Source organism: Pedomonas mirosovicensis, from assembly GCF_022569295.1.
Lineage (GTDB): Bacteria > Pseudomonadota > Alphaproteobacteria > Sphingomonadales > Sphingomonadaceae > Pedomonas > Pedomonas mirosovicensis.
Genome location: NZ_JAKFIA010000001.1, coordinates 2591280 through 2616343 on the forward strand (window position 1 = coordinate 2591280; position 25064 = coordinate 2616343).

Below are 25064 nucleotides of genomic sequence, written 5' to 3' on the forward strand. Positions count from 1 at the left end.
GCGAACCCGCCGGCCTCAGTTGCTGATGATGATGACGACGCGCCGGTTTTCCCGCCGGTTTTCCTCGGTGGTGTTGGGCAGGATTGGATAGCGCGAGCCCAGCCCCTCAATCCGCAGGTTCTGGCGTGGCATTCCCGCCTCGATCATCGCCTCGGCGACAGACTCCGCGCGCTTCTGGGAAAGCATGTCATTGAACGCCTTCGTGCCCGTGGTGTCCGTATGGCCCTCGACACGGGCGGCGTTGATCTGCACGCCAAGCAACACGCGGGCAAGCCGGTGGATCGACTCGCGCTGCCCCTCCTTGAGGCGGCTGTCATTCAAATCGAACAGCAGCTTGTCGTTCATGCTGAATGCCCACCCGGCGTCGGTCTCGACAAAGCCTTCGGACTTCAGCGTTGCAATTTGCTGCGGGGTCAGGCCGTGTTTTGCAGGGGTGGTCTGGCAGGCCGCGAGCAGAAAACAGCACAGGGCAAAACCGGTCAGCCGCTTGAACAGGTACAACACATTCAATCTCCGTTAAGCAGGGGTCATGCCTGCACCCGATCCGGCGGCATGCGCCGCCGAGATCGTTTCGCTTCATACATTGCCTTATCGGCCACCTCCAGCAGGGCCTCCTCGTCGCCACAGGGGTCGGGGAAGAAGGCCATGCCGATGCTGACCGAGGCCTTGATGCCGGTGCCGTCCGGCAGACGAATGGGATCGGCCATCCGTAGCAGAAGCTGGTCTGCCAGCGCCTGGGCATCCGCAGGGGATGCCAGCGGCGCCAGCAGGATGGCGAACTCGTCTCCGCCCAGGCGCGCCGCCAAGTGGGCATCGCCAAGCAGTTTCGAGATCCGCGCGCCGATCTCAGCCAGGACCGCATCGCCGCAGGCATGACCAAGCTGGTCGTTGATTTCCTTGAAATCGTTGCAGTCCATGAACAGCAGCGCCACCTGGCCGCCCGTTTCCCGCGCATGGCCAACCGCCTGGCGCAGGCCAACCTCGAACCGGGCACGGTTGGGCAGCCCGGTCAGGCTGTCGTGCAGGGCCAGATGGGCAAGGGATTCGTTTTCCCGGCGCAGCTTGTCGCCCCAGGCCTCAAGCTCCGTCAGAAGGGCGTTGAAGTCATCGGCCAGTGCCGTGATCTCGGCGATGGACGAGGACGGCACGCGCCGGTCGAACGTGCGGTTGACCCGCACCGAGTGTGCAACAGCCGTGAGCCGCTGGAGCGGCTCCACGATCGTTTGCTGAAGCCGGCGCGAGAAGCTCATGGCCGTGATGGCGCTGAAGACGAGACAGGCCAGCGCACCGGCAAGCGCCACCGCGACATAGCGTAGAAGGCCGCCCGCATCGCCGCTCAGGTGCACCACTGCGACTTCCCGGCCCTGGTGGGTGATCGGCACCACCACCGGATCGGGGAAGATCAGTTCATTGACCCAGTAACGCAGCCGATGGCCCGTGCCCACATATGCGCGCCGCCAGCTCCACAGCGTGCGCCCATCGCTGAGGATGATGGAAATTTCGGTGATCTCTTCATGCTTGATGGTGGGCGCAAGGGCCTCGGCCACGGCGATTTCGTCGTTGAACACCGTGGCGGCCTCGGCCGTATAGCTGGCGGCCTGGCCGATCAGCGCAAGGTTGTCGAGCGCATAGGCGCGAATGACGACAAAACCGGCCAGCAGCACGGCAAGGCCCGCCAGAGCCGCGGACACCAGCGTCACGCGCAGGTGCACGCGGCGCAGGACATCGCGCAGCCGGGGCTGCTCCTGTGCCCGCAAGGCGGACGGGGTTGAGGGCTTACGGTTCGTCATGGCCGGTCCGCCCTGTGTCCCAGCAACAGGACCTTCGGATCGACGCGAAGCCCGCTGCGGGCAACGGCATCGAGGTTGAGATCAAAGGAAACCCGTGTCGCCCCTACCTTCAGACAGAACATGCTGCCGCTCCGGCAAAGCGGGTCCTGCTCCCGAATGGTCAGCAACGGCTGCTTCACGGTCCGGAGCTGTTCCAGTTCCGCCGCGCTGATCTCCCCGATGTAGGCCGCGTGGCAGCTCCGCATCGACGCGGCGTCGACCTTGGCAAGCGTATGCAAACGCAAGGGCCGCCCCGCCATCTGTGGAAGAGCAGTCATGAGACCTTGTCCGTAACGCATGGACCCAACAAGGCACAGTTCCAGAACATCGGGCTCTTCCGGCCACCTCGTATAGCTAATGATTCCCCATACGACCCGAGCAAGCCTCGCGCTGTCCGCCGCGAGGATCTCGTGCGTACCTGAATCTTGAGGAGATGTCTGAGCCAGGGCTGGTCCCGCCTCAGGGCCAGGCGCCAGTAATCCCATGCTGACCAACAGTGTGGCGCCGACCCTCAAGCCCCATCTTCCTCGAAAAATCCAACCCTGATAATCGCCGAACATCCGGCGTACCGGACAAGCTTTGCCACAGGGCTGTCAAGATGTGGTTAATTTGTCTCCGATGACAGAGAATCTAGAATGAATGTTTGGTCATTACTGCGCCATAAACCAAGGTCGCCCTAGCGAGCAACCGTTGTTACGAGCACCTTTTTTGCAAGAAACAATATGGCGGGCGACCGGCACGCCTGGATCAGGGGGCGGAACTAAATAAACCCCCTCAACCAACCCAGCGGCGCGCGCGCTCCACCAGAGCGCGCAGCAGCCGTTCGATCACCTGCTGCGCCGCCTCGGCCCGGCTTGCGTCCCACAGCAGCGGCTGGCCTTCATCCATGTAGGCGGACTGGGCAAGTTCCAGCTGCACGGCGATGATATTGTCTTCCGGGCGGCCGTAATGACGGGTGATGTAGCCGCCCTTGAAGCGGCCGTTGAGCACGGCGGAAAACCCATCGGCGCTGCGCGCCACCGCCAGCAGATCCTCCGCCACTTCCGCCGGGCAGGCCGTTCCGGCCCCTGTGCCGAGGTTGAAGTCCGGCAGGCGGCCTTCGAACAGCACCGGCACGCGTGAGCGGATGGAATGGGCATCCCACAGCACGGCAAAGCCGTGGCGGGCCTTTATGGCTTCCAGCGTCGCCGCCAGCCGGTCGTGATAGGGCTTCCAGTAGGCCGTCACCCGCTCGGCGACTTCCTCCGCACCCGGCTCATCGCCCGGCGCATAGAGCGGCTCGTCGTTGAAGGTGATAAGCGGGCACAGCCCCGTCTCCCGCTGGCCGGGGTAGAGCAGCGCGCCATCCGTCGGCCGGTTGAGATCGACCACATAACGCGAGTAGTTGGCCTTCAGCACGCTCGCGCCCATGGCGGCGGCAAAGGCGTAGAGCTTCTCCACATGCCAGTCCGTATCCGGCACGGCGCGGGCGGGCGGGCTCAGCCGCTGCCGAAGCGCGTCAGGCAATTCCGTGCCCGCATGCGGGATACTGATGAGCAGCGGCAGCGTGCCTTGCGCGAAGTCGAAAACCGGCGTCATACGCTGCCCCCTATGGTCTTGGCCCTTGTGACGGCAGCAGATCGGCAACCCAACGGTTGAGCGCGCCAGTCAGCACCCATTGCCGCGCCACATCGATGTCCGGCTTGAAGTAGCGGTCCGCATCATAGTGGCTGACCTGCCCGCGCACCAGGCTGACCACGTCTTCGAGCGTCGCGGAGGAGGTCATGGGTCGATGAAAGTCGATGCCCTGCACCGCCGCGATCAACTCAATGCCGATGACGGTCGCGCTGTTCTCCGCCATATCCCCGAGGCGCCGTGCCGCGAAGGTTGCCATGCTCACATGATCCTCCTGGTTGGCGGAGGTGGGAATGGTATCAACGCTCGCCGGGTGAGCGAGGGTTTTATTCTCCGAAGCCAGCGCCGCCGCCGTTACCTGCGCGATCATGAAGCCGGAATTGACGCCGCTGTGCTCCACCAGAAAAGCGGGCAGGCCGCTCATCTTCGGGTCCACCAGAATGGCGAGGCGGCGCTCGGAAAGGTTGGCGATTTCCGCAAGAGCAATCGCCAGAAAATCCGCAGCGAACGCCACCGGCTCGGCGTGGAAATTGCCGCCCGAGAGCGCCTCAAGATCTTCAGCGAAAATCAGCGGGTTGTCGGTGACCGCATTGGCCTCCCGCTCCAGCACGGCGGCGGTGTGGCGCAGCGTATCCAGCACCGCGCCCATCACCTGCGGCTGGCAGCGCAGCGAATAGGGGTCCTGCACCCGTTCGCAATTGCGGTGGGAAGCGCGGATCTCGCTGCCCGCCAGCAGGGCGCGATAAGCCGCCGCCACATCCCGCTGCCCCGGCTGGCCGCGCAGTTGATGGATACGCGCGTCAAACGGCACGTCGCTGCCCTTCAGCGCATCGACGCTGAGCGCGCCTGCCACCACGGCGCTGGCGAACACGTTCTCCGCCAGGAACAGCCCGGCGAGCCCCAGCGCCGTTGACGCCTGCGTGCCGTTGATGAGCGCCAGCCCTTCCTTGGGGCCGAGCGTCATGGGCGACAAACCCGCCAGCGCCAGCCCCTTACGGGCAGAGAAAACTTCGCCCCGATGCGTTAGCTCGCCCTCGCCCAGCAGCACGGAAGCCATGTGGGCAAGCGGGGCAAGATCACCCGAGGCGCCAACCGAACCCTTGGACGGGATGACCGGATAAACCTCCGCATTCACCAGCGCGATGAGCGCGTCCACCGTCTCCGGCCGCACGCCCGAATGGCCCCGCGCCAGACCGATGATCTTCAAGACCAGCAGCAGCCGCACCACCGCCTCCGGCAGCGCCGCGCCAACGCCTGTGCAGTGGGAGAAAATCAGGTTGCGCTGCAGGGCTTCCAGTTCATCGTCCGCAATGCGCGTTTGCGCCAGCAGGCCAAAGCCGGTGTTGATGCCGTAAACCGGTTGGCCTTTGGCGAGAATATCGCCGATCGCCTGGCAGCTGGCCGCTAGCCGCTCCCGCGTTTCCGGGTGCAGCGCGATCTTGACCGGGCCTTCGTAGATCCGCCGCAGCGTGGCGAGATCAACCGCACCCGGCTCGATAAACAGCATGTCGTCACTCATGGCGCATCAGTCTTTCAGCATAGGGAGGTTGAGGCCGTGTTCGCGGGCGCAGTCGATCGCTTGTGGATAGCCCGCATCCGCATGGCGCATCACGCCGGAGGCCGGATCATTCCACAGCACCCGCTCCAAGCGCTTGGCCGCGCTGTCCGTACCATCGCACACGATCACCATGCCCGCGTGCTGGGAGAAGCCCATGCCAACGCCGCCGCCGTGGTGCAGGGAAACCCACGTGGCCCCGCTCGCGGTGTTCAGCAGCGCGTTCAACAGCGGCCAGTCGGATACGGCGTCCGAGCCGTCCTTCATCGCCTCCGTTTCCCGGTTGGGGCTGGCAACGGAGCCGGAGTCGAGGTGATCCCGCCCGATAACGATGGGCGCCTTCAACTCGCCCTTTGCCACCATTTCGTTAAAGGCAAGGCCCAGCCGGTGCCGCTGGCCCAGCCCCACCCAGCAAATGCGCGCCGGCAGGCCCTGATAGGCAATGCGTTTGCCCGCCATGTCCAGCCAGCGGTGCAGGTGCGGATCATCGGAGATCAGCTCTTTCACCTTGGCATCGGTTTTGGCGATATCCTCCGGGTCGCCCGAAAGCGCCGCCCAGCGGAACGGCCCCACGCCTCGGCAGAACAGCGGGCGGATATAAGCAGGCACAAAGCCCGGAAAATCGAAGGCGTTTTTAACGCCCGCTTCCAAAGCCATCTGGCGGATGTTGTTGCCATAATCGAACACCGGCACGCCCATCTTCTGGAAGGCCAGCATCGCCTCCACATGGACGCCAATGGATTGAATGGCCTCGGCCCGCACGGTCTCCGGCGCGCGCTCGCGCGCCTCTAGCCATTTCTCGACCGTCCAGCCCGCAGGCAGATAGCCGTTGACCGGATCGTGCGCCGAGGTCTGGTCCGTCACCGCATCCGGGCGGATGCCCCGGCGCACCATCTCAGGCAGAATTTCCGCCGCGTTGCCGAGGAGGCCGATCGAAATGGCCCGGCCCTCTCCTCGCGCCTTTTCCAGAATATCCAGCGCCTCATCCAGCGAGCGCGCGGCAACGTCGAGATAGCGGGTTTGTAGCCGCTTCTCAATACGGCTCCACTGGCACTCGACCGCGATCATGCTGGCCCCAGCCATGGTGGCCGCCAGCGGCTGCGCGCCGCCCATGCCGCCCAGGCCCGCCGTTAAAATCCACTTGCCTGAAAGATCGCCGTCGAAATGCTGGCGACCCATCTCCACGAACGTCTCATACGTGCCCTGCACGATGCCCTGGCTGCCGATGTAGATCCACGAGCCCGCCGTCATCTGGCCGTACATCATCAGGCCCTTCCGATCGAGTTCGTGGAAATGCTCCCACGTCGCCCAGTGCGGCACCAGGTTGGAGTTGGCGATCAGCACGCGCGGCGCATCCGCGTGGGTGCGAAACACGCCCACCGGCTTGCCGGACTGCACCAGCAGCGTCTCGTCGCTCTCCAGCCCGCGCAGCGCCTCGACGATGCGGTCGAAACACTCCCAGTTCCGCGCCGCCCGGCCGATGCCACCGTAAACCACCAGCTCGTCCGGGTTCTCCGCCACCTCCGGATCAAGGTTGTTCATCAGCATCCGCAGCGGGGCTTCCGTCAGCCACGACTTGGCGGAGATCTCCGTGCCGCGCGGGGCGCGCACGGGACGGGCATTGGGCGTGAGCCGGTTGTGCATTGCCTGCTCCATACTTGTATAGACAGCTTGCCTGAAAGCTACATCGCCGCGCCTGCGCTGGCAAGCGGCGCGAAGTTTGAGATTTTGGTTATTTTCTTTGCGAGGGTCTCAGGCCCCTGCGCCCCGATCGTTTTTCGGGCCGCACGCGCGATGCAAGTCGCGGCTCCATAAAATCAACTTAGACGGACGTATTCCGGGCGGTCGCAGGAAACGCGCTTGCAAAAAAACGAATGGGCGCGCGAGGGTTAGAGAGCCCTCCGCAGATCTTCCTCACGGCTTGAAGCGGCCGGAGAACTCGTAGCGCGAGCCGGGATAATAGAAGCGCGAGGTGGTGGCGACGACGCCGCCGGACCATGTACGGCGCTGGAGCAGCAGGCAGGGCTCGTCTTCCGGCATCTTGAGGAGTTTGCGAACCTGCGCCTTGGGCATGACGGCGCGCAGGATGTGTTCGACCTCCTGCAACGGCGCGACCTCGATGAGGTATTGGTGCGCTGTCGTTTCGGTGAAATCGACGTTGAGATAATCCGGCGCGACGGCCGGGTTCACGTAGCGGTCTTCCAGCTGCACGGGCAGGCCGTTTTCGCAGTGGAGCATGAGGGAGTGGAAGACCTGCGTGCCGGGCTTTGCCTGGAAGCTCTCCGCCACGTCGCCCCTGGCCTCCACGGCTTCCAGCTTCAGCACTTGCACGGAATGCTCGTGGCCGCGGCTGCGGATTTCGTTGGCGATGTTGTGAACTTCGAGCGGATGAGCGTGAGCCGTGCGGTCCGCAACGAAGGTGCCGACGCCCGCCACGCGCACCAGCAGGCCTTCGTCCGCCAGTTCGCGCATGGCGCGGTTGACGGTCATGCGCGAAACGCAGAGCAGCTTCACCAGCTCGTTTTCCGATGGCACGCGATGGCCAGAGCCCCAAGCGCCCGAGCCAATATGGCCGAGGATATGGTCTTTCACCTTCTGGTATCGCGGCATCATGGGGCAGGTATCCTGGCTTCCGTTACGCAACGCAGGGTTTAGCGCGTCATTTCGATAGCAGGCGCCGCATGACCTGGCGATAGCGAACGGCGCAAGTCTCCTCGCCCTCGTGCCAGCCGTTCCGCACGCGCCAGCGGCCCGCCACCATCACGTGGCGAATGGCGTTCGGCTGCCCGGCGAAAATGAAAGCATCCATCAGCATCTCGCCCGCAAGACCCGCGAGCGCCGGGGCATCTCCATCGATCACCAGCAGATCGGCGCGGTGGCCAACGGCAATCTCGCCCATGGCCAAGCCCGCTGACTGCGCGCCGCCTTCTGCCGCAAGCCGCCACAACCGCGCGCCGGTGTGCGGCTCGTCGGCGGAGGCGGCAATGTTGCGCCTCTCCAGCCTGAGGCGCTGGCCATATTCCAGCCAGCGCAACTCCTCTGTCGCGGAAATCGAAACATGGCTGTCGCTGCCGATGGCGATGCGCCCGCTCGCTGCCAGATACTGCGGCAGCGGGAACAGGCCATCGCCCAGGTTGGCCTCGGTGGTGGGGCACAGCACGGCAACCGCACCGCTCTTCGCAAGCGCCGTCGTTTCGCTTTCGGTCATGTGCGTTGCGTGAACAAGGCTCCAGCCTTCGCCTACCGGCGCGTTGTCGAGCAGCCACTCCACCGGCCGCTGCCCCGTAGCGGCAAGACATGCGTCCACCTCGCGCTGCTGTTCGGCGATATGAATGTGAATGGGCCGCCCCGGCTTCTCGCCAAGCGCCGCCAGCACCTCGCGCATGGCCTCCGGCGGCACCGCCCGCAGGCTATGGAAGGCAACGCCCATCCGGGCGGTGTTCTGCTTTTCCGCCAGCGTGTCGAGCCGCCCCACCAGCTCCAGAAACGCATCGGCGCCATTGAGAAACCGCCGTTGCCGCAACGTGCCGTTGAGGCTCTTGAAATCCGCCGTCTGGTAGAGCGTCGGCAGATGCGTCAGGCCGATGCCTGCCTCTCGCGCCGCCGCGAAAATCGCCTCGGAGAGGGCCGTGGGCGAAGCGTAGGGCGCGCCAGTTTCATCATGGTGTACGTAGTGGAACTCGCACACCTGGGTGTAGCCTGCCTTCAGCATTTCCACGTAAAGCTGGGCGGCGATGATTTGCAGATCCTCAGGGCTGATCCGCAGCGCCAGGTCATACATGCGCTCGCGCCAGGTCCAGAAGCTGTCTTCCGTCGGGCCGCGCCACTCGGCCTGCCCGGCCATGGCCCGCTGGAAGGCGTGGCTGTGGGCATTGCACAGCGCCGGGATCACCGCGCCGCGCACCAGTTCCGCGCTGGCCGCGACCACATGCCCCGGCTCCACGGCGGTGATGATGCCGGCGTCATTCACGCTCAGGGCCACGTCGTCGCGCCAGCCCTCGGGCGTCAGCGCCCGCTCCAGACGAAAGGTTGCCATGGCTTCCCCAAAGCCTATACTTGTCTATACCAGAGGTAGCCGCTTGGTACAGGGCAGGCAAGGCACGAACAACACGGCACGGCATGAGCGACACAGTATTTTACGGCAGCCCGCCGCCCCCTGGCACCCGTTGGGACCGGCTTTTAACCAACGTACACCTCGCCACCCTGGCAGAAACCGGCGCGCCCTACGGCGCTGTTGAGAACGCCGCGCTGGCGGTGAGCGGGGAGCGCATCGCCTGGCTCGGCCCCATGGCCGCGCTGGAAGCGCACCGGGACGACTGGCTCGCCGCGCAGGTGATAAACGGCGGTGGCCGCTGGGTCACGCCGGGCCTTATCGATTGCCACACCCATATCGTTCACGGCGGCAACCGGGCAGGCGAGTTCGAGCAGCGGCTGCAAGGCGTCTCTTATGAGGTCATCGCCAGGCAGGGCGGCGGCATTCTGTCGACCGTCAACGCCACCCGCGCCGCCAGCGTCGAGGACCTGGTGGCGCAGAGCCTGCCACGTATTGAGGCGCTCCTGGCCGAGGGCGTCACCACCCTTGAAATCAAATCCGGCTATGGGCTCGACATGGAGAGCGAGCGCGCCATGCTGCGCGCAGCGCGGATGATCGGCGAGCAACTGCCGGTGACGGTGAAAACCACTTTCCTCGGCGCGCACGCCCTGCCGCCAGAGTTCAGGGACAATCGCGCCGGTTACGTTCGCCTTGTGTGCGAGGAGATGCTGCCCGCATTGGCGAGCGAGGGGCTGGTGGATGCAGTTGATGCCTTTTGCGAGCGCATCGCCTTCACCGCTGAGGAAACCCGCGCGGTCTTCGAGGCGGCAAAGAAGCTGGGCCTGCCGGTCAAGCTGCATGCCGAGCAGATCAGCGACATGAGCGGGGCCGCCTTGGCGGCGGAATTCGGCGCACTTTCGGCCGACCACCTGGAGCATGTATCGCCCGAGGGCATCTCAGCCATGGCGAAAAGCGGCACGGTTGCCGTGCTGCTGCCGGGCGCCTTTTATTTTCTGCGCGAGGAAAAACTGCCGCCCGTCGCCGCGCTGCGGGAGGCGGGCGTTCCCATCGCCATCGCGACCGACAGCAATCCCGGCACCTCGCCCCTCACCTCGCTTTTGCTCGCCATGAACATGGCGTGCGTGCTGTTCCGCCTCACGCCCGAGGAGGCGCTGCTCGGCGCCACCCGCCATGCGGCCAAGGCGCTGGGGCTGGAGGCCACCCATGGCATTCTCGCCCCCGGCTACCAGGCCGACTTCGTGCTTTGGGATATCGGCAGCCCTGCCGAACTGAGCTACCGCGCCGGGCTCAACCCCTGCGCGGCCGTGGTGCGGGCCGGCAACCGCGTGCGCGGCTGATCGCCCGCCTTGCGCCGGGGAGCGCTATACGTTCGTGAACAGATAAATAATCACGCCAATGGCGATGGCCACCACCAGGTAGGTCAGCCAGCGGGCGGTGTGGCCAGTGGCGTCTCGCGTTTCCGCCCCGCCCGGATTGCCGCGGCTATCGGCGCCCGGCGCATCGAGCGGCCGGCTGCTTTCAGCCAGGCGCATCTCGTGAATCTGCTCGGGAGAGTGGGAGACGCCGCCCGCCTCGTCATCCGTGCCAAGCGGCGCGGCCGCAGGATCGGGAAAATTCACCTTGTCGCCTGTGCGGCCGCTGTCGATATCGTGCTTCAGCTGCGCCGCGGTGCTGCCCCGCCTGGTTGCCGGGGGAGCCTCATCCGGCCGCCCCTGAAATTGGCCCATCTGCCCGGTGCCACGCGATTTGGGATTCATACCGAAAACTCCGTTCTCTCCGCCGCTCCGGCCGTTGCCTGGCCACGACGGGGGCCCTTGCGCGCCCTATGAGGGCGGCGGCCCGTGGAGGCGGCCTCATGCCTTACTGGCAACAGCCGCTCACCCAAGGGAACGAGTTGCCGCTGCGAAGGTTGCTGCCGCGGCCGCTTCAACCACGCGCCAGGCAGGCATGCAGCGCCTACACGCCCGATATGAGATAACCGATCGCGCCCAGACCGACTGCCGCCAGCAGCAGGCCGAGCCATTTGCTCTGGTCGTTCTCACGGTTATGCCAGGGGTTGTTTTCTTCCTCTTCCAGCTTTTCCTCCGGCGAGACGTACAGGGAATCGCCGTTCTGATCGTCCGGAACCTTGCTCCACCAGGCATCATCGGGCCGGCGCGGTGCATCCGTCGTTCGGTCGTTGAGCTTGGGCGAATTGGACACTTTCGGAGACATTGCTCCCTCCTTCCCCCCATTCTCGCTTCCCCCAGGTTTTAACATAAGACACCCTCTTTTTAGGCCGTGCAAGCAGAGGAGAGGCCGCGAGGAATTTCTTTTTTCCGGGCCTTCGCGCGGAAACCGCCAGCCCCTGCGTCGTTAGAAAAATTCTGCCTCTTCCGTGGATTAGAGCGCATCATCTTTCCGGAGTCAGAAGGGCCACGTCATGACCTCCACCCGCCCCCAGGTTGTCATCATCGGGTCCGGTTTTGCCGGGCTCGCCGCTGCGCGGGGACTCGGGAAAGCCAGGGCGGATGTGACCATTATCGACCGCACCAACCATCATCTGTTTCAGCCGCTGCTGTATCAGGTGGCGACCGCCGAGCTGGCGCCGGGTGACATTGCCCAGCCAATCCGCCACATCCTGCGCCGCCATCGCAATGTCCGGGTGCTGCTGGGCGAGGCAACCGGCATTGACCCGCAAACGCACCGCGTGTGGATGGGCGAAAGCTTCCTCCATTATGATTACCTGATTATCGCCACCGGCTCCCGCCACAGCTATTTCGGCAACGATGCGTGGGCGCGTTTTGCCCCTGGCCTCAAGACCATTGACGATGCTCGCCGTATCCGCGCGCGGGTGCTGGCCGCATTCGAGCAGGCGGAGTTCTGCCACGACACCGCGGAGCGCACGCGGCTGCTGCGCTTCGTGGTGATCGGCGGCGGGCCGACCGGTGTCGAGATTGCCGGCGCGCTGGCTGAACTGGCCCGGCACACGCTGCGGGAGGAATTCCGCATCATCAACCCGGCCATGGCGAAAATTGTTCTGGTGGAGGCGGGCGAGCGCATCCTCGCCCAGTTCCCCCATGCTCTTACCGCCTATGCGGAACAGGCCCTAGCGCGCCTTGGCGTGCATGTGCTCACCCGCACGCGCGTAACCAACATCAATTCCGAAGGCGTGATGCTGGACGGCGCGCTTCTGCCCGCAGCCACGGTGATCTGGGGTGCGGGCGTCATGGCCACGCCGGTCGGACAATGGCTGGGTGTGGAGACCGATCGGCTCGGCCGCGTGACCGTCGACCGGGATTTTTCCGTCCCCAGTCTCGACGGGGTTTACGTGCTCGGAGACGCTGCCCTGGCCACCCTGCCGGACGGCACGGTTCTGCCCGGCCTTGCCCAGGTGGCCGATCAGGAAGGCGAATGGCTGGGCCGGGCGCTCGCCCGCCGCATCAATGGCGAGCCGCCGTCCGCCCCCCTTCCACTATCGCGACAAGGGCAACCTCGCCACCATCGGGCGCAACGCCGCCGTTGCTGACTTCAGGCGCTTCACCCTCCGTGGATTTATCGCCTGGCTGGTGTGGGGCATTGTCCACGTCTACCTGCTCAACGGTTTCGACAATCGCATGATCGTCACCTTCCGCTGGCTGTGGGCCTATGCCACCCGCAGGAGGGGCGCGCGGCTGGTCAGCCTATCGCAGCCGGAAGTCGCCGTCGTGCCCGAATGCCGCGCCCCGTTGCGTGAGGAATGATCCAGCGGCTGTCTGCCCGCCAGGAACCGTTTTGGAGAAAATCTCAGGAACCGCACCAGGGGTTGGCCGTTCCAGAAGCATCACACCCAGATGACATCCTTGTTCCTGCTTGGCGCAGCCCCTCCCCCCAGGGCTGCGCCATTGTTTTTTGCAGGAACACGCCCGCGCACGCTCACGTTCTAGGAGATGACCGCAAACCGGTGCTGGATGGAAGCCCTCGCCCGGTTTCAACGCCTCGGGCGCGGTGAATACCCTCGCGTCGGCCAGCCATGTTTTGCGCCCGCCATTTTTCAGGATGTAGGAAGGGGAAGATCAGACCATGGTCTTGGTTGCCGACAAGCAGGTACAGGAGCGGCTCGCCGAACTGGCCGAGGCCCTGTCGCACGCCGGAGAGGCGCTGCCGGATCTGGCCGACCCCGCCTTCGGCGCGCTGTTCTCCCGGCTTGGAGGCAAGCGCGTCGTGGCGCTGGGCGAGGCGACGCATGGCACATCGGAATTTTATCGCGCCCGCGCCGCCATCACCCGGCACCTGATCGAGAACCACGGCTTCAACATTGTCGCCGTCGAGGCGGACTGGCCCGATGCCGCGCGCATCGATGATTTCGTGCGCCACTGCGCCCGCGCGCCGACATTGCGCCATGCCTTCACCCGTTTCCCCACCTGGATGTGGCGCAACGCGGAAGTGGATGATTTCATCCGCTGGCTGCACTGCCACAACGCGGGCCTGCCGGAGCAGGAGCGCGTCGAATTTCGCGGGCTCGATGTCTACAGCCTCTCCGCCTCCATCGAGGCGGTGCTGGAATATCTGGAAGCCAACGATGCCGAAGGCGCGCGGGAAGCCCGCCGCCGCTACGGCTGCCTCAACCCCTGGCAGGAGGAGCCGGAACGCTATGGCCACGCCGTCATGGTAGGCCGCAAATCCTCCTGCGAGGAGGCGGTGGTGGAGCAGCTTCAGGCCCTGCTGGAGGCGCGGCTTGACAATCTGCGGCAGGACGGCGAGGCCTTTTTCGATGCGGCGCAAAATGCCCGCATCGTCCGCGCGGCGGAGCAGTATTACCGCATCATGTACCTGGGCTCGGCCGAGAGCTGGAATCTGCGCGACCGGCACATGTTCGATACGCTCCAGCGTCTCCTCGAAGCGCGGGGACCGGATGCCAGGGCGATCGTCTGGGCACACAACAGCCACATCGGCAACGCCTCCGCCACCTCCATGGGCTGGCGGGGCGAATTCAATATTGGCGAGCTGTGCCGCACCGCCTTCGGCAACGCCTGCGCGCTGGTGGGCTTCGGCACCGACCGGGGCACGGTGGCAGCGGCGGATGACTGGGGCGAGCCCATGCGGATCAAGAACGTGCGCCCGGCCCGGCCGGACAGCTACGAGGCCGCCTTCCGCGAGGCGCGCATTCCGGTGTCGCTGACCGACTGGGGCCTCTCCGGCAACCGCGCGCTGCGCGACGTGCTCTCGCAGGAGCGGCTGGGCCGCGCCATCGGCGTCATCTACCGGCCGGAGACAGAGCTGGCCAGCCACTACTACGACGCGGTGATGGCCGACCAGTTCGATGCCTTCGTCTGGTTCGAGGAAACCCGCGCCGTCACGCCGCTGCCGACGGGCCGCCCGCACGGCATGCCCGATACCTACCCCTTCGGCGTCTAATCGAGGGAGACACCATGGCCCTGTTTACCCGTACCCCGCTGTTCACCGACCGGAAGGATGCCGGTCATCGCCTGGGCTATGCCCTGCTGCAATACCGCCACGAAAATCCGCTCGTTCTGGCCCTGCCGCGCGGCGGCGTGCCGGTGGGACTGGAAGTGGCAAACATTCTGGGCGCGGAGCTGGATGTGGCGCTGGTCCGCAAGATCGGCGCGCCCGGCGCGCCCGAGCTGGCGCTCGGTGCCGTGGTGGACGGGAATCCGCCCCAAACCCTGCTCAACGAAGATGTGGTCCAGCTGCTCAAGCCGTCGCCGGAATATATCGAGGCGCGAACGCGGGAAGAGATCATGGAGATCGAGCGGCGGCGCGCCCTCTACCGCGAGGGCCGGCCGCCCCTCAGGGTGCGGGACCGCACCATCATTCTGGTGGACGACGGCATCGCCACCGGCGCGACCACGCGCGTGGTGCTGCGCTCGCTGCGCCAGGCCGGCGCGCGCAAGGTGGTGCTGGCGGTGCCCGTTGCCCCGCGCGAGACGCTCGAAAGCCTGGAGCTGGAGGCGGACGACACCGTGTGCCTTGCCACGCCCGAGCCGTTCCATGCCGTGGGGCTCGCCTACGCCCATTTCGATCAGACCAGCGACGCCGAGGTCATCGAGGCGCTGGCCAACGCTGCGCCGCCTACCATTCTTGGCGGAACCGTGCGGCCGCCAGCCGTTGATTACTCACCACACTCATCCACAAGGAGGTTTCCCATGAAGGTTGCCGATATCATGACGCGGGACGTCACTGTCGTTTCTCCCAATGACAGCGCCCGCCGGGCCGCGCAGATCATGGACGAGCTGAATGTCGGCGTGCTGCCCGTCTGCGACGGCCGGCGCATCGTCGGCATGGTCACCGACCGCGATCTGACCGTTCGCGTCACCGCGCTCGGCAAGAACCCGGAGAGCTGCCGGGTGGAAGAGGCCATGTCCTCCAACGTGCGCTGGTGTTTCGAGGACGAGGATGTGGAGTCCGTCATCGAGAAGATGGGCGACACCCAGATCCGCCGCGTGCCCGTGGTGGACCGCGACCATAATCTCGTCGGCATCGTCTCGCTCGGCGACATCGCCACCAAGAGCGACGAAGTTGCCGAAGAAGCGCTCGAGGGCATTTCCGAGCCGTCCGAGCCTGATCGATGATCCTGCCGGCGCCCCGGAGACGGGGCGCCCCTCCCCGACGATAACCGTCCGTGCCGAATGGAGGCATCCATGAGCACTACCGGACTGGACGTATTCGACAAGACCCTGCAAACCACCCACATCTGGCTGAACGATATCGGCGAAATCGTTGGGCCAGACAAGCAGCGCTGCTACCATGCCCTGCGCGCCGTTCTCACCACCCTGCGCGACCGGCTGACCGTTGACCAATCGGCCCACCTGGCCGCCGAGCTGCCCATTCTGGTGCGCGGCGTTTTCTACGACGGCTACCGCCCGTCCGACGCGCCATCGGCCATCCGCTCGCAAGATGAATTTGTCAGCGTCGTTGCCCAGCGCTTCGGCAATATCGGGCCGGTCAGCCCCCGCACCTCGAGCATTGCCGTGTTCAAGACGCTCCAGCGCCACCTGCCCCAGCCGATGATCGAGAAGGTCAAGGGTTCGCTGCCGCAGGAAATCCGCGTGCTGTTCGACGTCGAGCCCGACACCGGCCCCGGCGCTCACCAGGACACCGCCGCCAGCCGCAGCGCCGCCGGCGAACGCAGGCCCCAGGATTGGACCGGAGCCGGGCGCGGCGCTACGCCAGGCGGCTCTACCGACCGCAATACATAAAAATAGTTTTTGTAATGAAATCTCTCATCCTGTCATGGCCCCGAAGCTAAAACGGCGTGCAGGCATGACAGCGCTGGACATTGGCGCAATTATAACAGCCGAGCCTTGTATAAAACCAAGATTACTCAACTCGTGATTGTTAGCGCTATCTTTTCAAATTTTGCCAGACCACAGTGTCGCAATTTCAGCCAAGGCGGTAGATTTTCAGATTTTCTCAGATATTTCTGAGGCAAGGCCTGTAAAACTTGGCCGCAGGCCACTCAAAATCCTTGATTTGCGGTCCTGTGCTCGTCACAAGGCCGTCAATCGTTACCCCTCGAGCTACGGAGGATCCTGTGACTCGCTACGGCACCACCTCGTCTTTTGGTCTGGATAAACTTGGTATCGCGGATGCTCCGGCGGAGTATTGGAACCTCGGCACGCCCCAGCTGGTCGAGGAAGCGGTGCGCCGCGGCGAAGGGCTCCTGGCCAAGGACGGCCCGCTGGTGGTGGAAACCGGCAAGCACACCGGCCGTTCGGCCAACGACAAGTTCACGGTGAAGGACGCGCTGACCGAGAACACCATCTGGTGGGGCAAGACCAACCAGCCGATGACGCCGGAACAGTTCGACGTGCTGCACCAGGACTTCCTCGCCCACCTGAAGGGCAAGGAACTGTTCGTTCAGGATCTCTACGGCGGCTCGCAGCCGGAATACCGCATCAACGTGCGCGTCATCAACGAGCTGGCGTGGCACTCCCTGTTCATCCGCACCATGCTGGTGCGTCCCTCGGCCTCCGAGCTGCCGGGCTTTCTGCCTGAGTTCACCATCATCGACCTGCCGACCTTTCAGGCCGACCCCGCCCGTCACGGCACCCGCTCGGAAACGGTGATCGCGGTCAACTTCACCAAGAAGATCATCCTCATCGGCGGCACCCGCTACGCGGGCGAGATGAAGAAGTCGGTCTTCTCCATCCTCAACTACCGCCTGCCGGAACAGGGCGTGATGCCGATGCACTGCTCGGCCAACATCGGCCCCAAGGGCGACACCGCCGTGTTCTTCGGCCTGTCCGGCACCGGCAAGACCACCCTTTCGGCCGACGCCTCGCGCACCCTCATCGGTGACGACGAGCACGGCTGGTCCGACACCGCCGTGTTCAACTTCGAGGGCGGCTGCTACGCCAAGATGATCCGCCTGTCGGCCGAGGCCGAGCCGGAGATCTTCGCCACCACCAAGCGTTTCGGCACGGTGCTGGAGAACGTGGTGATCGACCCCGCCACCCGCGAGCTGGACCTGGACGACGCCACCAAGGCCGAGAACACCCGCGGCGCCTACCCGATCGACTTCATTCCGAACTCCAGCGAGAAGAACCTGGGTCCGGTTCCGAAGAACATCATCATGCTGACGGCGGACGCCTACGGCGTGCTGCCGCCGATCGCGCGCCTGACGCCGGAACAGGCGATGTACCACTTCCTGTCGGGCTACACTGCCCGCGTCGCCGGCACCGAAATCGGCGTGAAGGAGCCGCAGGCCACCTTCTCCACCTGCTTCGGCGCACCGTTCATGCCGCGCCACCCGAGCGTCTACGGCAACCTCCTGAAGGAGCGCATCAACAAGGGCGGCGTCACCTGCTGGCTGGTCAACACCGGCTGGACCGGCGGCCCGTACGGCGTCGGCAACCGCATGCCGATCAAGGCCACCCGCGCGCTCCTCAACGCAGCGCTCGATGGCTCGCTGAACAACGTCGAGTTCCGCATCGATCCGAACTTCGGCTTCGAAGTGCCGGTGTCCGTGCCGGGCGTTGACAGCGCGCTCCTCGATCCGCGCGGCACCTGGGCCGACAAGGACGCCTTCGACGCCACCGCCCAGAAGCTGGTGAAGCAGTTCATCGAGAACTTCGCCCAGTTCGAGGCCCACGTCGATGAAAGCGTCCTCCAGGCCGCCCCGAAAGCCGCCTGAGCCTCAGCTCTCGCCTGAGAATGAAAAACGGGCCGGGTTCACCCCCGGCCCGTTTTTTTATGTGCTCTTCAAGGGAGTTTTTTGCGAGGGGTTCACCCCTCGCGCTCCCTTTCGTTATTCGGGGCAGTGACTTCTGGAGCAAGGTTGGGAGGAAAGGCAACGACGCGCTTCTTGGGGGCTCGAAGATGATTAATCCAGAAGACAACGAGATATGGCACAGAAACCAGCGTAACGAACGCAGGATAGAATGCCCCCTCATTCCTGGCCTGACTTATTCTTCCAGCCTGACGCTCAAGAACACGATCGTAACTGAACAGGACATCGTCTCCTGACACTATTTCGAAAAAGGTTGCTTGATACTTGTCGCCAAGCGGCTCTCCGAAAAGAACTTTTACCTGCCGCCCTGCGTAATCCTTGATGTGCTTTGGCAAGCAAGTTTGGTCCGGGATTGGCCCCCTCACGAAACGCACACAGTGGAGATATACGGGCCTTGCCGGAGTCATAAGGACGTATTTGCCGTACCGGACCTGCAATTCGCCCGTAACAGCATGAAGCTCCTCGCGTTCGACCGGCTTCCAGTCTGGTCCATAATGACTTTGGAGCCATCCCCACCAAACCAACACGGGAAAGAACAGGACAAAACATGCAAGCCCAAAATGTATAAGTAGCGTTCTCCCCAAAGATAATGGCGCGGCTGCCTCATCGCCCGTCAGGTTATATTTCGCCGACAGCCACTTGGACGCCAGCACCATACGCACGTAGCCAAAGACCGCCAGGGCGGTCCAGCTCAAGGCTGGCAGGGCAGTTGCGCTGAAACAAGCGGCGACAAAAGCAACAAATGTCAGCACACCCCAAAGCACGGCTCTCATTGAGATGGTCTCTCCCCTGCCCCAAACCCCGTTACGGCAGGCTAACCACCGCCCGACGTGTCAGCCAGCCGCTTCCATCAGTTGAATTTCACTGGCAACATCCGCCCATGACCGGCCGAGACGACATCTGCATTCCTCCACGCCTCTTCACGCATGAGGCAGAAATTATCGAAGTCGGCGAAGGGCTGCTGGCCTGCACCCTGCCGAGGCCCCGCTGGACGCACGAGGCGCACCTTGCCGCTTGCCTCTATCTCATGCTGCGCCGCCCTGAGATCGCTCTGGAGGCAGAGCTGCCCGGCATCATCCGCCGCTACAATGTCTCGGTAGGCACCGAAAACACCGACACCAGCGGCTACCACGAAACCATCACCCAATTTTACATTCGGGCCATTCGCGCCTTCGCCGCCACCGAGCAGGCCGCATCGGAAGCCGACATGCTTCCCCTCTGCAACCGCCTACTCGCCAGCGAGATGGGCGAGCGCGCCTACCCCTTGCGCTTCTGGAGCCGCGAGGCGCTGTTTTCCATTCCCGCCCGCCACGACTGGGTGGAGCCGGACCTCGCACGACTGCCGTTCTAGAGAGCAGCTTCACCGCAACATTCAAAATGTCACGCCCGCATGTCTTGATTTGCCCCCATGGGCGAACGTATGTGAAGCACTCTTCCATCACGCAACTCGACAGGAGCATGGGATGGCGCGCGCGCGGCGCAACATGGACTGGGGCTTTCCGCGCTGGCGTGCCTATGGCCAGGAACGCGAGGCCCAGACCGTGCGCCCGTGCGACCGGGAAGGCTGCGGCCAGCCGGGCGAGTGCCCCGCGCCCAAGTCGCCCCACAGCAATGAGAAGTGGTGGTTCTGCCAGGAACACGCCGCCGAGTATAACCGGAACTGGAACTACTTCGCGGGCATGAGCGCGGAGGAAGCCGCCGCCCGCGCTGCCGAGGAAGAGCGCGTCAACCGGGGCTTTCGCCAGGCCAGCCCCTTCTCCTCCACCAGCCTGTCGCCGGAACGCGAGGCGCTGGCAACGCTCGGCTTGGAGGCGGGCGCGACGGAGACGCAGATCAAATCCGCCTACCGCAAGCTCGCCAAGCAGAACCACCCGGACCACAACCCTAACGACCCCGCCGCCGCCGCTCGCTTCCACGAAGTGCAGAAGGCCTACGAGTTGCTGAACAAGCGCGGCAACGGCGCTGGCCAAGATTAAGCGGGACTATTCAGATTTGCAGGGATTCGGCCCTCTGCACCCCATTCTTTTTGCACCGTGCGAGGGTATGCCCTCGCCCCGTTTCACGCCGCGGCAGCTTCCTGCGCCAGGGACTGGATCTTGGCCACCATCGAGTAGAGCCCGTTGGTGCGGGTGGGGGAGAGGTGCCCCGCCAGCCCCAGGTCGCCCAGGCGCGCCCTGGCATCGATAGTCTGAATCTCGGCGGGCGTCTTGTCCTGGAACAGCAGGAACAAGACCGCGATCAGCCCACGCACGATATGCGCGTCGCTGTCGCCAAGGAAATGCAGCCTCCCGCCCTCGCGCGGCTCCGCGAAGAACCACACCTGGCTCGAACAGCCGCGCACCTTGGTGGCGTCGGTCTTCAGCGCATCGGGCATGGGCTCCAGCGTCCGGCCCAGCTCGATGAGCGTCCGGTACTTGTCCTCCCAGTCCTCGAACAGCTCGAAATCGGCCTGGAGGTCATCAAACGAAAGCGGCTTGGTCATGGCCTCTGATTTGGCGAAGCCTCCGCCCAGCGTCAACCCGAGCCGGGGGCCGGGCGCAAAAAATGGCGCAGGAGGGGGAAATTTCCTCAGGCGGGGGATTGGATCCCCACGCCCTGTTCATCTCAGAACAGCCGCGCTGTTCTCTTGCCCTTAAAGAACGGGGCAGGCTCAGTTGATGCCGTCGGCGATGGCTTCCAGCCGCGCCACCCGGCTCCGCAGACCGGCGAACTCCTGCGTGCTGCAGGCGATGGCGGCGGCGCGCACCTCCAGCTCCGCATCGCGCAGCCGCATCAGCTGCCGCACCGTCCAGACCCACAGCCCGGCTCCGATGGCCATTACCGCCAGAAAAGCGCCAAGGCCCAAGATTGCCCATGTCACCGACATGATGTTTTCCCTCTCCCTCGGCTGCGCCGGGCTCGCCGCCCGGCCTTATCCCCGCAGCCGCTCGATTTCATCCGAAAGGCGCTTGGCCGGGTCCGTCGCCAGCTTCTCAAGCACCTTTACCCTGTCATTCAACTCGTCCACCCGGGCCCGGAGCCGCGCAACCTGCTCCATCGCCTCCTGGCTCGGCCCGCTGCTTGCCCGCGCCTTCATCACGCCCGCAATGGCAACGATGAGCACGATTGCGACGACCATTTCAAACGGACCCATGGTATCCCTCTCTTTATTCCAGCTGTGCCGGCCCTCCCCAGGGCCATCAGCCTTCTCATCGCAGAGCCGGAACAGTTTTCCAGCATTAATTGAGGGGCTCGTCCCGCAACCGCTCGATCTCTTCGGCGAGATGGCCTGACCGATCGGTGACGATCCGCTCCAGCACCCGGACCCGCTGCTCCAGCCGCTCCATACGGGCGGCGGATTGGGCCGCCTGCTGCCCGGCCTGTTCAACGGCGAGGTTCAGCTGCTTTTCCTTCAGCTTCAGCCACCGTTTGCCCACGTCGCCGAGAACGCCGAACACAACCGGAATGCCAACCACGATCACGAAGAACAAAATCCAGTCCGGCATGGCGGGTCTCCCTGTTTCTGCTCAATTCACCGGGCCGGAGCGCAGGCGCTCGATCTCTTCGGAGAGGAGGCCGGAGCGATCGGTGGCGATCCGCTCCAGCACCTGCACCCGCAGCTCCAGCGCCTCGATCCGTTCGTCACGCCGGGCAATCTCGGCAAGGAAGGCGGCCTTGATCTTGTCCGGGCTGTCGCCGGTCTTGTGGTCCTTGAAGCCCAGCATGTCCTCAACCGGATAGCCGTTCTTCGCCCGGATCCAGGTCGTCACGATCCAGCCCACGATGCACGCAACAACAATCACCCCAAGCAGAACATCGGTCATGTCATCCCCCTCCCTGCCGCCGTCCTCGCTGTTGCCGTCAACTTACCGCAGCCGGTCAATTTCCGAGGCCAGGTTGCGGCTGGAGGAGGTGAGATAAACCTCCACGTTCTGCAGGCGGCGGTCGATGTCGCGGAAGTCGCCGCGCACGCTCCGGATGGTCGAGGCCGGGCTGGTGCGGGCGCTGCGCCAGAAGGCGTCCTCCGCGGGGCCGACGTCGTACAGCTCGCGCGGCTTCTTGTCCGCCACCAGGCCGACGATGACGTAGCCGGGGATGGTCAGCCAGCCTGCGCCCAGCAGGGTGAGGCCAACCATGCCCACCCGGATCCACAGGGTATCAACCCCCATGTAGTCGGCGATGCCGCTGCATACGCCCATCAGCTTGCCGTTGCGCTTGTCGAGATAGAATTTCGTTTTGCGGACCATGTTCAAATATCCTTGCGCCAGTGCGGGTTCTCCGCATCCAGAATGCGTTCCACCGAGTGCAGCCGGGCTTCGAGCCTGCGGGCTTTTTCCTGGAGGTGATCCATCAACTGTTCGTCGTCTTCCGACAGGGAGCGCGCCCGCTTCCACTGAACCGCGTAATGCATCACCACCATCGGCATCCCCAGGAACAGGATCGCCACGATTATAATTCCAGTAAGCTCTTCCACAGCCTCTCCCCCTTGCCGCCCGCCGCCGGGCCGGTGCATTGCCCCCGGCCCACGCGGCGTCTGCCCTTACTTCTTGTCGTCTCCGCCGACGCGAGCCTTGAGGGCGGCGAGTTCCGCCTCCACCTCGTCGTTGGCCTTGAGTTCGGCGAACTCCTCCTCCAGCGTGCGGGTGCGACCCAGGTCGTAGGATTCCACCCGGCCCTCGGCCAGATCGACCCGGCGCTCCATCATCTCGAAGCGCTGGAAGGCCTCGTCGATGCGCGGGCTGGACATCATCCGGCGCATCCGCGCCCGGTTCTCCAGCGTCTCCAGCCGGTTGAGGATCGTCGTCTGCCGGGCCCGCGCCTCGCGCAGCTTGGCCTCCAGCTTCTGGATGTCCTCCTCGTGCTTGGACAGCGCCTCGTCCATCAGCAGCATGTCGTGCTCGATCTGCGCTGACATCTGCGCCAGTTTCTGCTTTTCCACCAGCGCGGCCTTGGCCAGGTCTTCCCGGCCCTTGGAGAGCGCCAGCTCCGCCTTTTCGGCCCAGGACTGCTGCGCCGCTTCCAGCCGCACCAGATTGCGCCGCGCCTCCTTCTGATCCGCGATGGTGCGCGCGGCCGAAGCCCGCACCTCCACCAGCGTTTCCTCCATCTCCATGATGATGAGGCGGATCATCTTGGCCGGATCTTCGGCCCGGTCCAGAATATCATTCATATTCGCGGCGATGATGTCGCCCAGGCGCGAGAAAATTCCCATCTTTTAGTCTCCTTCGACTGTGCGCCTCACCGGATGCTATGCCAGACCCTGCCTTGGTATTTCCCGCTGCCGGTTGTTGTGCGGATGCTACCCCAAGTCCGCGCCTTACCCCAAGGCTGTCGGAAGGGTGCGCCGCCCGGCAGCCGGTTACAGAGCGATGGTGATCTGGGCGGGCGCCTTGGCGGCGACCGGCAGGCTGGACTTGGCCTCCACCGGGCCCGCCGCCACACTGAGGGCGATGCCGCCGGCGATCAGCGCGGCCAGGCCGCACACCAGATGACGCGATACGTTTTCGATAATGACGTTCAGGTTGGTGTTCATGTCTCTTCCCCTTTAGCTCGTAGCCCCGTGGGGCTGTTATCCTTGTGCGGTGGGCTGTCCCGTCCGCTATGCCAGGATAAAAGCAGGAAGCGTGCCAACTTGCCCGTAACGAACTAAGCCACTGAAAATGGCCAATTTTATTTTTTGACCGCTGTTCCGGATCGTTTTGTCGTTTGCCAAGGGTTAGCGATTTTTGCTAAACATTGGCAATGATTGCGGAAGCTCCACGCCTTGTCGGCCAGGCCGGACCGTTTCTCGACGCGCTCGATCGCGTTTCGCTGATCGCGCCGCTCAACCGCTCCGTGCTGGTGATTGGGGAGCGCGGCACCGGCAAGGAGCTGATCGCCGAGCGGCTTCACCGCCTCTCCACCCGCTGGGATGGTCCGTTCGTGCAGCTGAACTGCGCCACCCTGCCTGAGACGCTGATCGACGCCGAACTCTTCGGCCACGAGGCGGGCGCGTTCACCGGTGCGACCAAGGCCCGCGCGGGCCGCTTCGAGGAGGCCGACGGCGGCACGCTGTTCCTCGATGAAATCGCCACCCTCACGCCCCAGGCGCAGGAGAAGCTGCTGCGGGTGATCGAGTACGGCCAGCTCCAGCGCATTGGCGCGAGCCGCCCCATCGAGGTGGACGTGCGGGTGGTGGGCGCAACCAACGAGGACCTGCCGCGCCTCGCCGAGGAAGGCCGCTTCCGCGCCGACCTTCTGGACCGCCTCTCCTTCGATGTCGTCACGCTGCCGCCCCTGCGCCACCGGCAGGAGGACATCCCCGTGCTCGCCGAGCATTTCGGCCAGCGCATGGCGGTGGAGATGGGGTGGGACGGCTTTCCCGGATTCAGCGAGGCCTGCATGGCGCAGCTGCTTGAGCATCCCTGGCCCGGCAACGTGCGCGAGCTGAAGAACGCGGTGGAGCGCGCCGTCTACCGCTGGGGCGATCCCTACAGCCCCATCGAGCGGCTGGTGCTCGACCCCTTCGAGTCGCCGTGGCGGCCGAAACCCCTTCCAAAAGCGCCGCAGGAGACCGGCAGCAAGGCGGGCACCGCCCCCTCCCCGGCCCAGCCCACATCCGCTGTGCCCGCGCCCGAGCCGGCCAGCGACTTTCGCGCCGCCGTCGCCGCCTACGAGCGCCAACTGCTGAGCGCCGCGCTGGAGCGCGCCCGCTTCAACCAGCGGGAAGCCGCCAGCGCCCTCGGCCTCACCTACGACCAGCTGCGCCACGCCCTGCGGAAGCAGGGGCTGCTCTAGGCCATTTCGCTGATACGCCCCCAAACGCAGCCTGGATACGCTTCT

At 64.8% G+C, this 25064-nt stretch carries 30 protein-coding genes; 10 read left to right on the top strand and 20 right to left on the bottom strand.

Going from position 1 to position 25064, the window contains the following annotated elements; genetic code table 11:
• Positions 1-15: 15 nt before the first annotated feature.
• From yfiB to L0C21_RS12420, 8 genes are all read right to left on the bottom strand, one after another.
• Positions 16-504 carry an outer membrane lipoprotein YfiB gene (yfiB, locus tag L0C21_RS12385; protein ID WP_259278646.1) on the bottom strand — a complete coding sequence of 163 codons (489 nt, stop codon included), beginning with the start codon at positions 502-504 and terminating at the stop codon, positions 16-18.
• A 23-nt stretch (positions 505-527) separates the two neighbouring features.
• Entirely contained in the window at positions 528-1790 is a 1263-nt protein-coding gene (gene dgcN / locus L0C21_RS12390; protein ID WP_259278647.1) for a diguanylate cyclase DgcN/YfiN, read from the bottom strand.
• Positions 1787-2389, bottom strand: coding sequence for a regulatory sequestration protein YfiR (gene yfiR / locus L0C21_RS12395; protein ID WP_310593377.1), 603 nt, complete (start codon positions 2387-2389; stop codon positions 1787-1789). The genes dgcN and yfiR overlap by 4 nt, the downstream gene beginning before the upstream one ends.
• A gap of 214 nt (positions 2390-2603) precedes the next feature.
• Positions 2604-3407, bottom strand: a complete 804-nt coding sequence (gene hutG / locus L0C21_RS12400) for an N-formylglutamate deformylase (RefSeq protein ID WP_259278648.1) — start codon at positions 3405-3407, stop codon at positions 2604-2606.
• 10 nt (positions 3408-3417) lie between these two features.
• A complete protein-coding gene (gene hutH / locus L0C21_RS12405; RefSeq protein WP_259278649.1) occupies positions 3418-4962 on the bottom strand; it encodes a histidine ammonia-lyase in 1545 nt (514 codons plus the stop codon).
• Positions 4963-4968: 6 nt separating this feature from the next.
• Positions 4969-6642: a urocanate hydratase gene (hutU, locus tag L0C21_RS12410; protein WP_259278650.1), complete on the bottom strand. Its 1674-nt coding sequence runs from the start codon at positions 6640-6642 to the stop codon at positions 4969-4971.
• 270 nt (positions 6643-6912) lie between these two features.
• Entirely contained in the window at positions 6913-7611 is a 699-nt protein-coding gene (hutC, locus tag L0C21_RS12415; protein WP_259278651.1) for a histidine utilization transcriptional repressor HutC, read from the bottom strand.
• Positions 7612-7657: 46 nt separating this feature from the next.
• Positions 7658-9034 (bottom strand): formimidoylglutamate deiminase, encoded by a 1377-nt coding sequence (locus L0C21_RS12420; RefSeq protein ID WP_259278652.1) that lies wholly within the window; start codon positions 9032-9034, stop codon positions 7658-7660.
• A gap of 83 nt (positions 9035-9117) precedes the next feature.
• On the opposite strand from L0C21_RS12420, the gene hutI reads away from it, so the two are divergent.
• Entirely contained in the window at positions 9118-10389 is a 1272-nt protein-coding gene (gene hutI / locus L0C21_RS12425) for an imidazolonepropionase (RefSeq protein ID WP_259278653.1), read from the top strand.
• Positions 10390-10413: 24 nt separating this feature from the next.
• On the opposite strand, the gene L0C21_RS12430 is transcribed toward hutI, so the two are convergent.
• Together L0C21_RS12430 and L0C21_RS12435 are read right to left on the bottom strand one after the other, a co-directional pair.
• Positions 10414-10809, bottom strand: a complete 396-nt coding sequence (locus tag L0C21_RS12430; protein WP_259278654.1) for a hypothetical protein — start codon at positions 10807-10809, stop codon at positions 10414-10416.
• 199 nt (positions 10810-11008) lie between these two features.
• Positions 11009-11266, bottom strand: a complete 258-nt coding sequence (locus L0C21_RS12435) for a hypothetical protein (RefSeq protein ID WP_259278655.1) — start codon at positions 11264-11266, stop codon at positions 11009-11011.
• A 208-nt stretch (positions 11267-11474) separates the two neighbouring features.
• Between L0C21_RS12435 and L0C21_RS12440 the strand changes: the two genes are divergently transcribed.
• The 6 genes from L0C21_RS12440 (at position 11475) to L0C21_RS12465 (ending at position 18167) form a co-directional block, all read left to right on the top strand.
• The gene (locus L0C21_RS12440; RefSeq protein WP_259278656.1) at positions 11475-12560 is read left to right on the top strand and encodes an NAD(P)/FAD-dependent oxidoreductase; all 1086 of its coding nucleotides are present in this window, start codon (positions 11475-11477) and stop codon (positions 12558-12560) included.
• Positions 12478-12774: a hypothetical protein gene (locus tag L0C21_RS12445; RefSeq protein ID WP_259278657.1), complete on the top strand. Its 297-nt coding sequence runs from the start codon at positions 12478-12480 to the stop codon at positions 12772-12774. Before L0C21_RS12440 ends, L0C21_RS12445 begins: the two co-directional genes overlap by 83 nt.
• 319 nt (positions 12775-13093) lie before the next feature.
• Positions 13094-14428, top strand: a complete 1335-nt coding sequence (locus tag L0C21_RS12450) for an erythromycin esterase family protein (RefSeq protein WP_259278658.1) — start codon at positions 13094-13096, stop codon at positions 14426-14428.
• A gap of 14 nt (positions 14429-14442) precedes the next feature.
• The gene (locus tag L0C21_RS12455) at positions 14443-15603 is read left to right on the top strand and encodes a CBS domain-containing protein (protein WP_259278659.1); all 1161 of its coding nucleotides are present in this window, start codon (positions 14443-14445) and stop codon (positions 15601-15603) included.
• Between the two features lie 69 nt (positions 15604-15672).
• Positions 15673-16230: a DUF2267 domain-containing protein gene (locus tag L0C21_RS12460; RefSeq protein ID WP_259278660.1), complete on the top strand. Its 558-nt coding sequence runs from the start codon at positions 15673-15675 to the stop codon at positions 16228-16230.
• Positions 16231-16565: 335 nt separating this feature from the next.
• Positions 16566-18167, top strand: coding sequence for a phosphoenolpyruvate carboxykinase (locus tag L0C21_RS12465; RefSeq protein ID WP_259278661.1), 1602 nt, complete (start codon positions 16566-16568; stop codon positions 18165-18167).
• 92 nt (positions 18168-18259) lie between these two features.
• Here L0C21_RS12465 and L0C21_RS12470 read toward each other — a convergent pair whose 3' ends face one another.
• Positions 18260-19036 carry a hypothetical protein gene (locus tag L0C21_RS12470; protein ID WP_259278662.1) on the bottom strand — a complete coding sequence of 259 codons (777 nt, stop codon included), beginning with the start codon at positions 19034-19036 and terminating at the stop codon, positions 18260-18262.
• 107 nt (positions 19037-19143) lie between these two features.
• On the opposite strand from L0C21_RS12470, the gene L0C21_RS12475 reads away from it, so the two are divergent.
• Both L0C21_RS12475 and L0C21_RS12480 read left to right on the top strand, forming a co-directional pair.
• Positions 19144-19614, top strand: coding sequence for a hypothetical protein (locus L0C21_RS12475; RefSeq protein WP_259278663.1), 471 nt, complete (start codon positions 19144-19146; stop codon positions 19612-19614).
• A 112-nt stretch (positions 19615-19726) separates the two neighbouring features.
• A complete protein-coding gene (locus L0C21_RS12480) occupies positions 19727-20239 on the top strand; it encodes a J domain-containing protein (RefSeq protein ID WP_259278664.1) in 513 nt (170 codons plus the stop codon).
• 83 nt (positions 20240-20322) lie between these two features.
• On the opposite strand, the gene L0C21_RS12485 is transcribed toward L0C21_RS12480, so the two are convergent.
• The 9 genes from L0C21_RS12485 to L0C21_RS12525 all read right to left on the bottom strand — a co-directional run bounded on the left by L0C21_RS12485 (position 20323) and on the right by L0C21_RS12525 (position 23775).
• The gene (locus tag L0C21_RS12485; RefSeq protein WP_259278665.1) at positions 20323-20745 is read right to left on the bottom strand and encodes a SufE family protein; all 423 of its coding nucleotides are present in this window, start codon (positions 20743-20745) and stop codon (positions 20323-20325) included.
• A gap of 168 nt (positions 20746-20913) precedes the next feature.
• On the bottom strand, positions 20914-21129 hold the full coding sequence (locus L0C21_RS12490) for a hypothetical protein (protein WP_259278666.1): 216 nt from the start codon (positions 21127-21129) through the stop codon (positions 20914-20916).
• A gap of 45 nt (positions 21130-21174) precedes the next feature.
• Positions 21175-21396 (bottom strand): hypothetical protein, encoded by a 222-nt coding sequence (locus L0C21_RS12495; RefSeq protein ID WP_259278667.1) that lies wholly within the window; start codon positions 21394-21396, stop codon positions 21175-21177.
• Positions 21397-21481: 85 nt separating this feature from the next.
• On the bottom strand, positions 21482-21748 hold the full coding sequence (locus tag L0C21_RS12500; RefSeq protein WP_259278668.1) for a hypothetical protein: 267 nt from the start codon (positions 21746-21748) through the stop codon (positions 21482-21484).
• A 21-nt stretch (positions 21749-21769) separates the two neighbouring features.
• On the bottom strand, positions 21770-22066 hold the full coding sequence (locus tag L0C21_RS12505) for a hypothetical protein (RefSeq protein WP_259278669.1): 297 nt from the start codon (positions 22064-22066) through the stop codon (positions 21770-21772).
• A 42-nt stretch (positions 22067-22108) separates the two neighbouring features.
• Entirely contained in the window at positions 22109-22489 is a 381-nt protein-coding gene (pspC, locus tag L0C21_RS12510; protein ID WP_259278670.1) for an envelope stress response membrane protein PspC, read from the bottom strand.
• Positions 22490-22491: 2 nt separating this feature from the next.
• The gene (gene pspB / locus L0C21_RS12515) at positions 22492-22755 is read right to left on the bottom strand and encodes an envelope stress response membrane protein PspB (RefSeq protein ID WP_259278671.1); all 264 of its coding nucleotides are present in this window, start codon (positions 22753-22755) and stop codon (positions 22492-22494) included.
• A 27-nt stretch (positions 22756-22782) separates the two neighbouring features.
• Positions 22783-23454 carry a phage shock protein PspA gene (gene pspA / locus L0C21_RS12520; RefSeq protein ID WP_259278672.1) on the bottom strand — a complete coding sequence of 224 codons (672 nt, stop codon included), beginning with the start codon at positions 23452-23454 and terminating at the stop codon, positions 22783-22785.
• A gap of 147 nt (positions 23455-23601) precedes the next feature.
• Positions 23602-23775 carry a hypothetical protein gene (locus L0C21_RS12525; protein ID WP_259278673.1) on the bottom strand — a complete coding sequence of 58 codons (174 nt, stop codon included), beginning with the start codon at positions 23773-23775 and terminating at the stop codon, positions 23602-23604.
• A 209-nt stretch (positions 23776-23984) separates the two neighbouring features.
• Between L0C21_RS12525 and pspF the strand changes: the two genes are divergently transcribed.
• Positions 23985-25019, top strand: coding sequence for a phage shock protein operon transcriptional activator (gene pspF / locus L0C21_RS12530; protein ID WP_259278674.1), 1035 nt, complete (start codon positions 23985-23987; stop codon positions 25017-25019).
• Positions 25020-25064 lie beyond the last annotated feature (45 nt).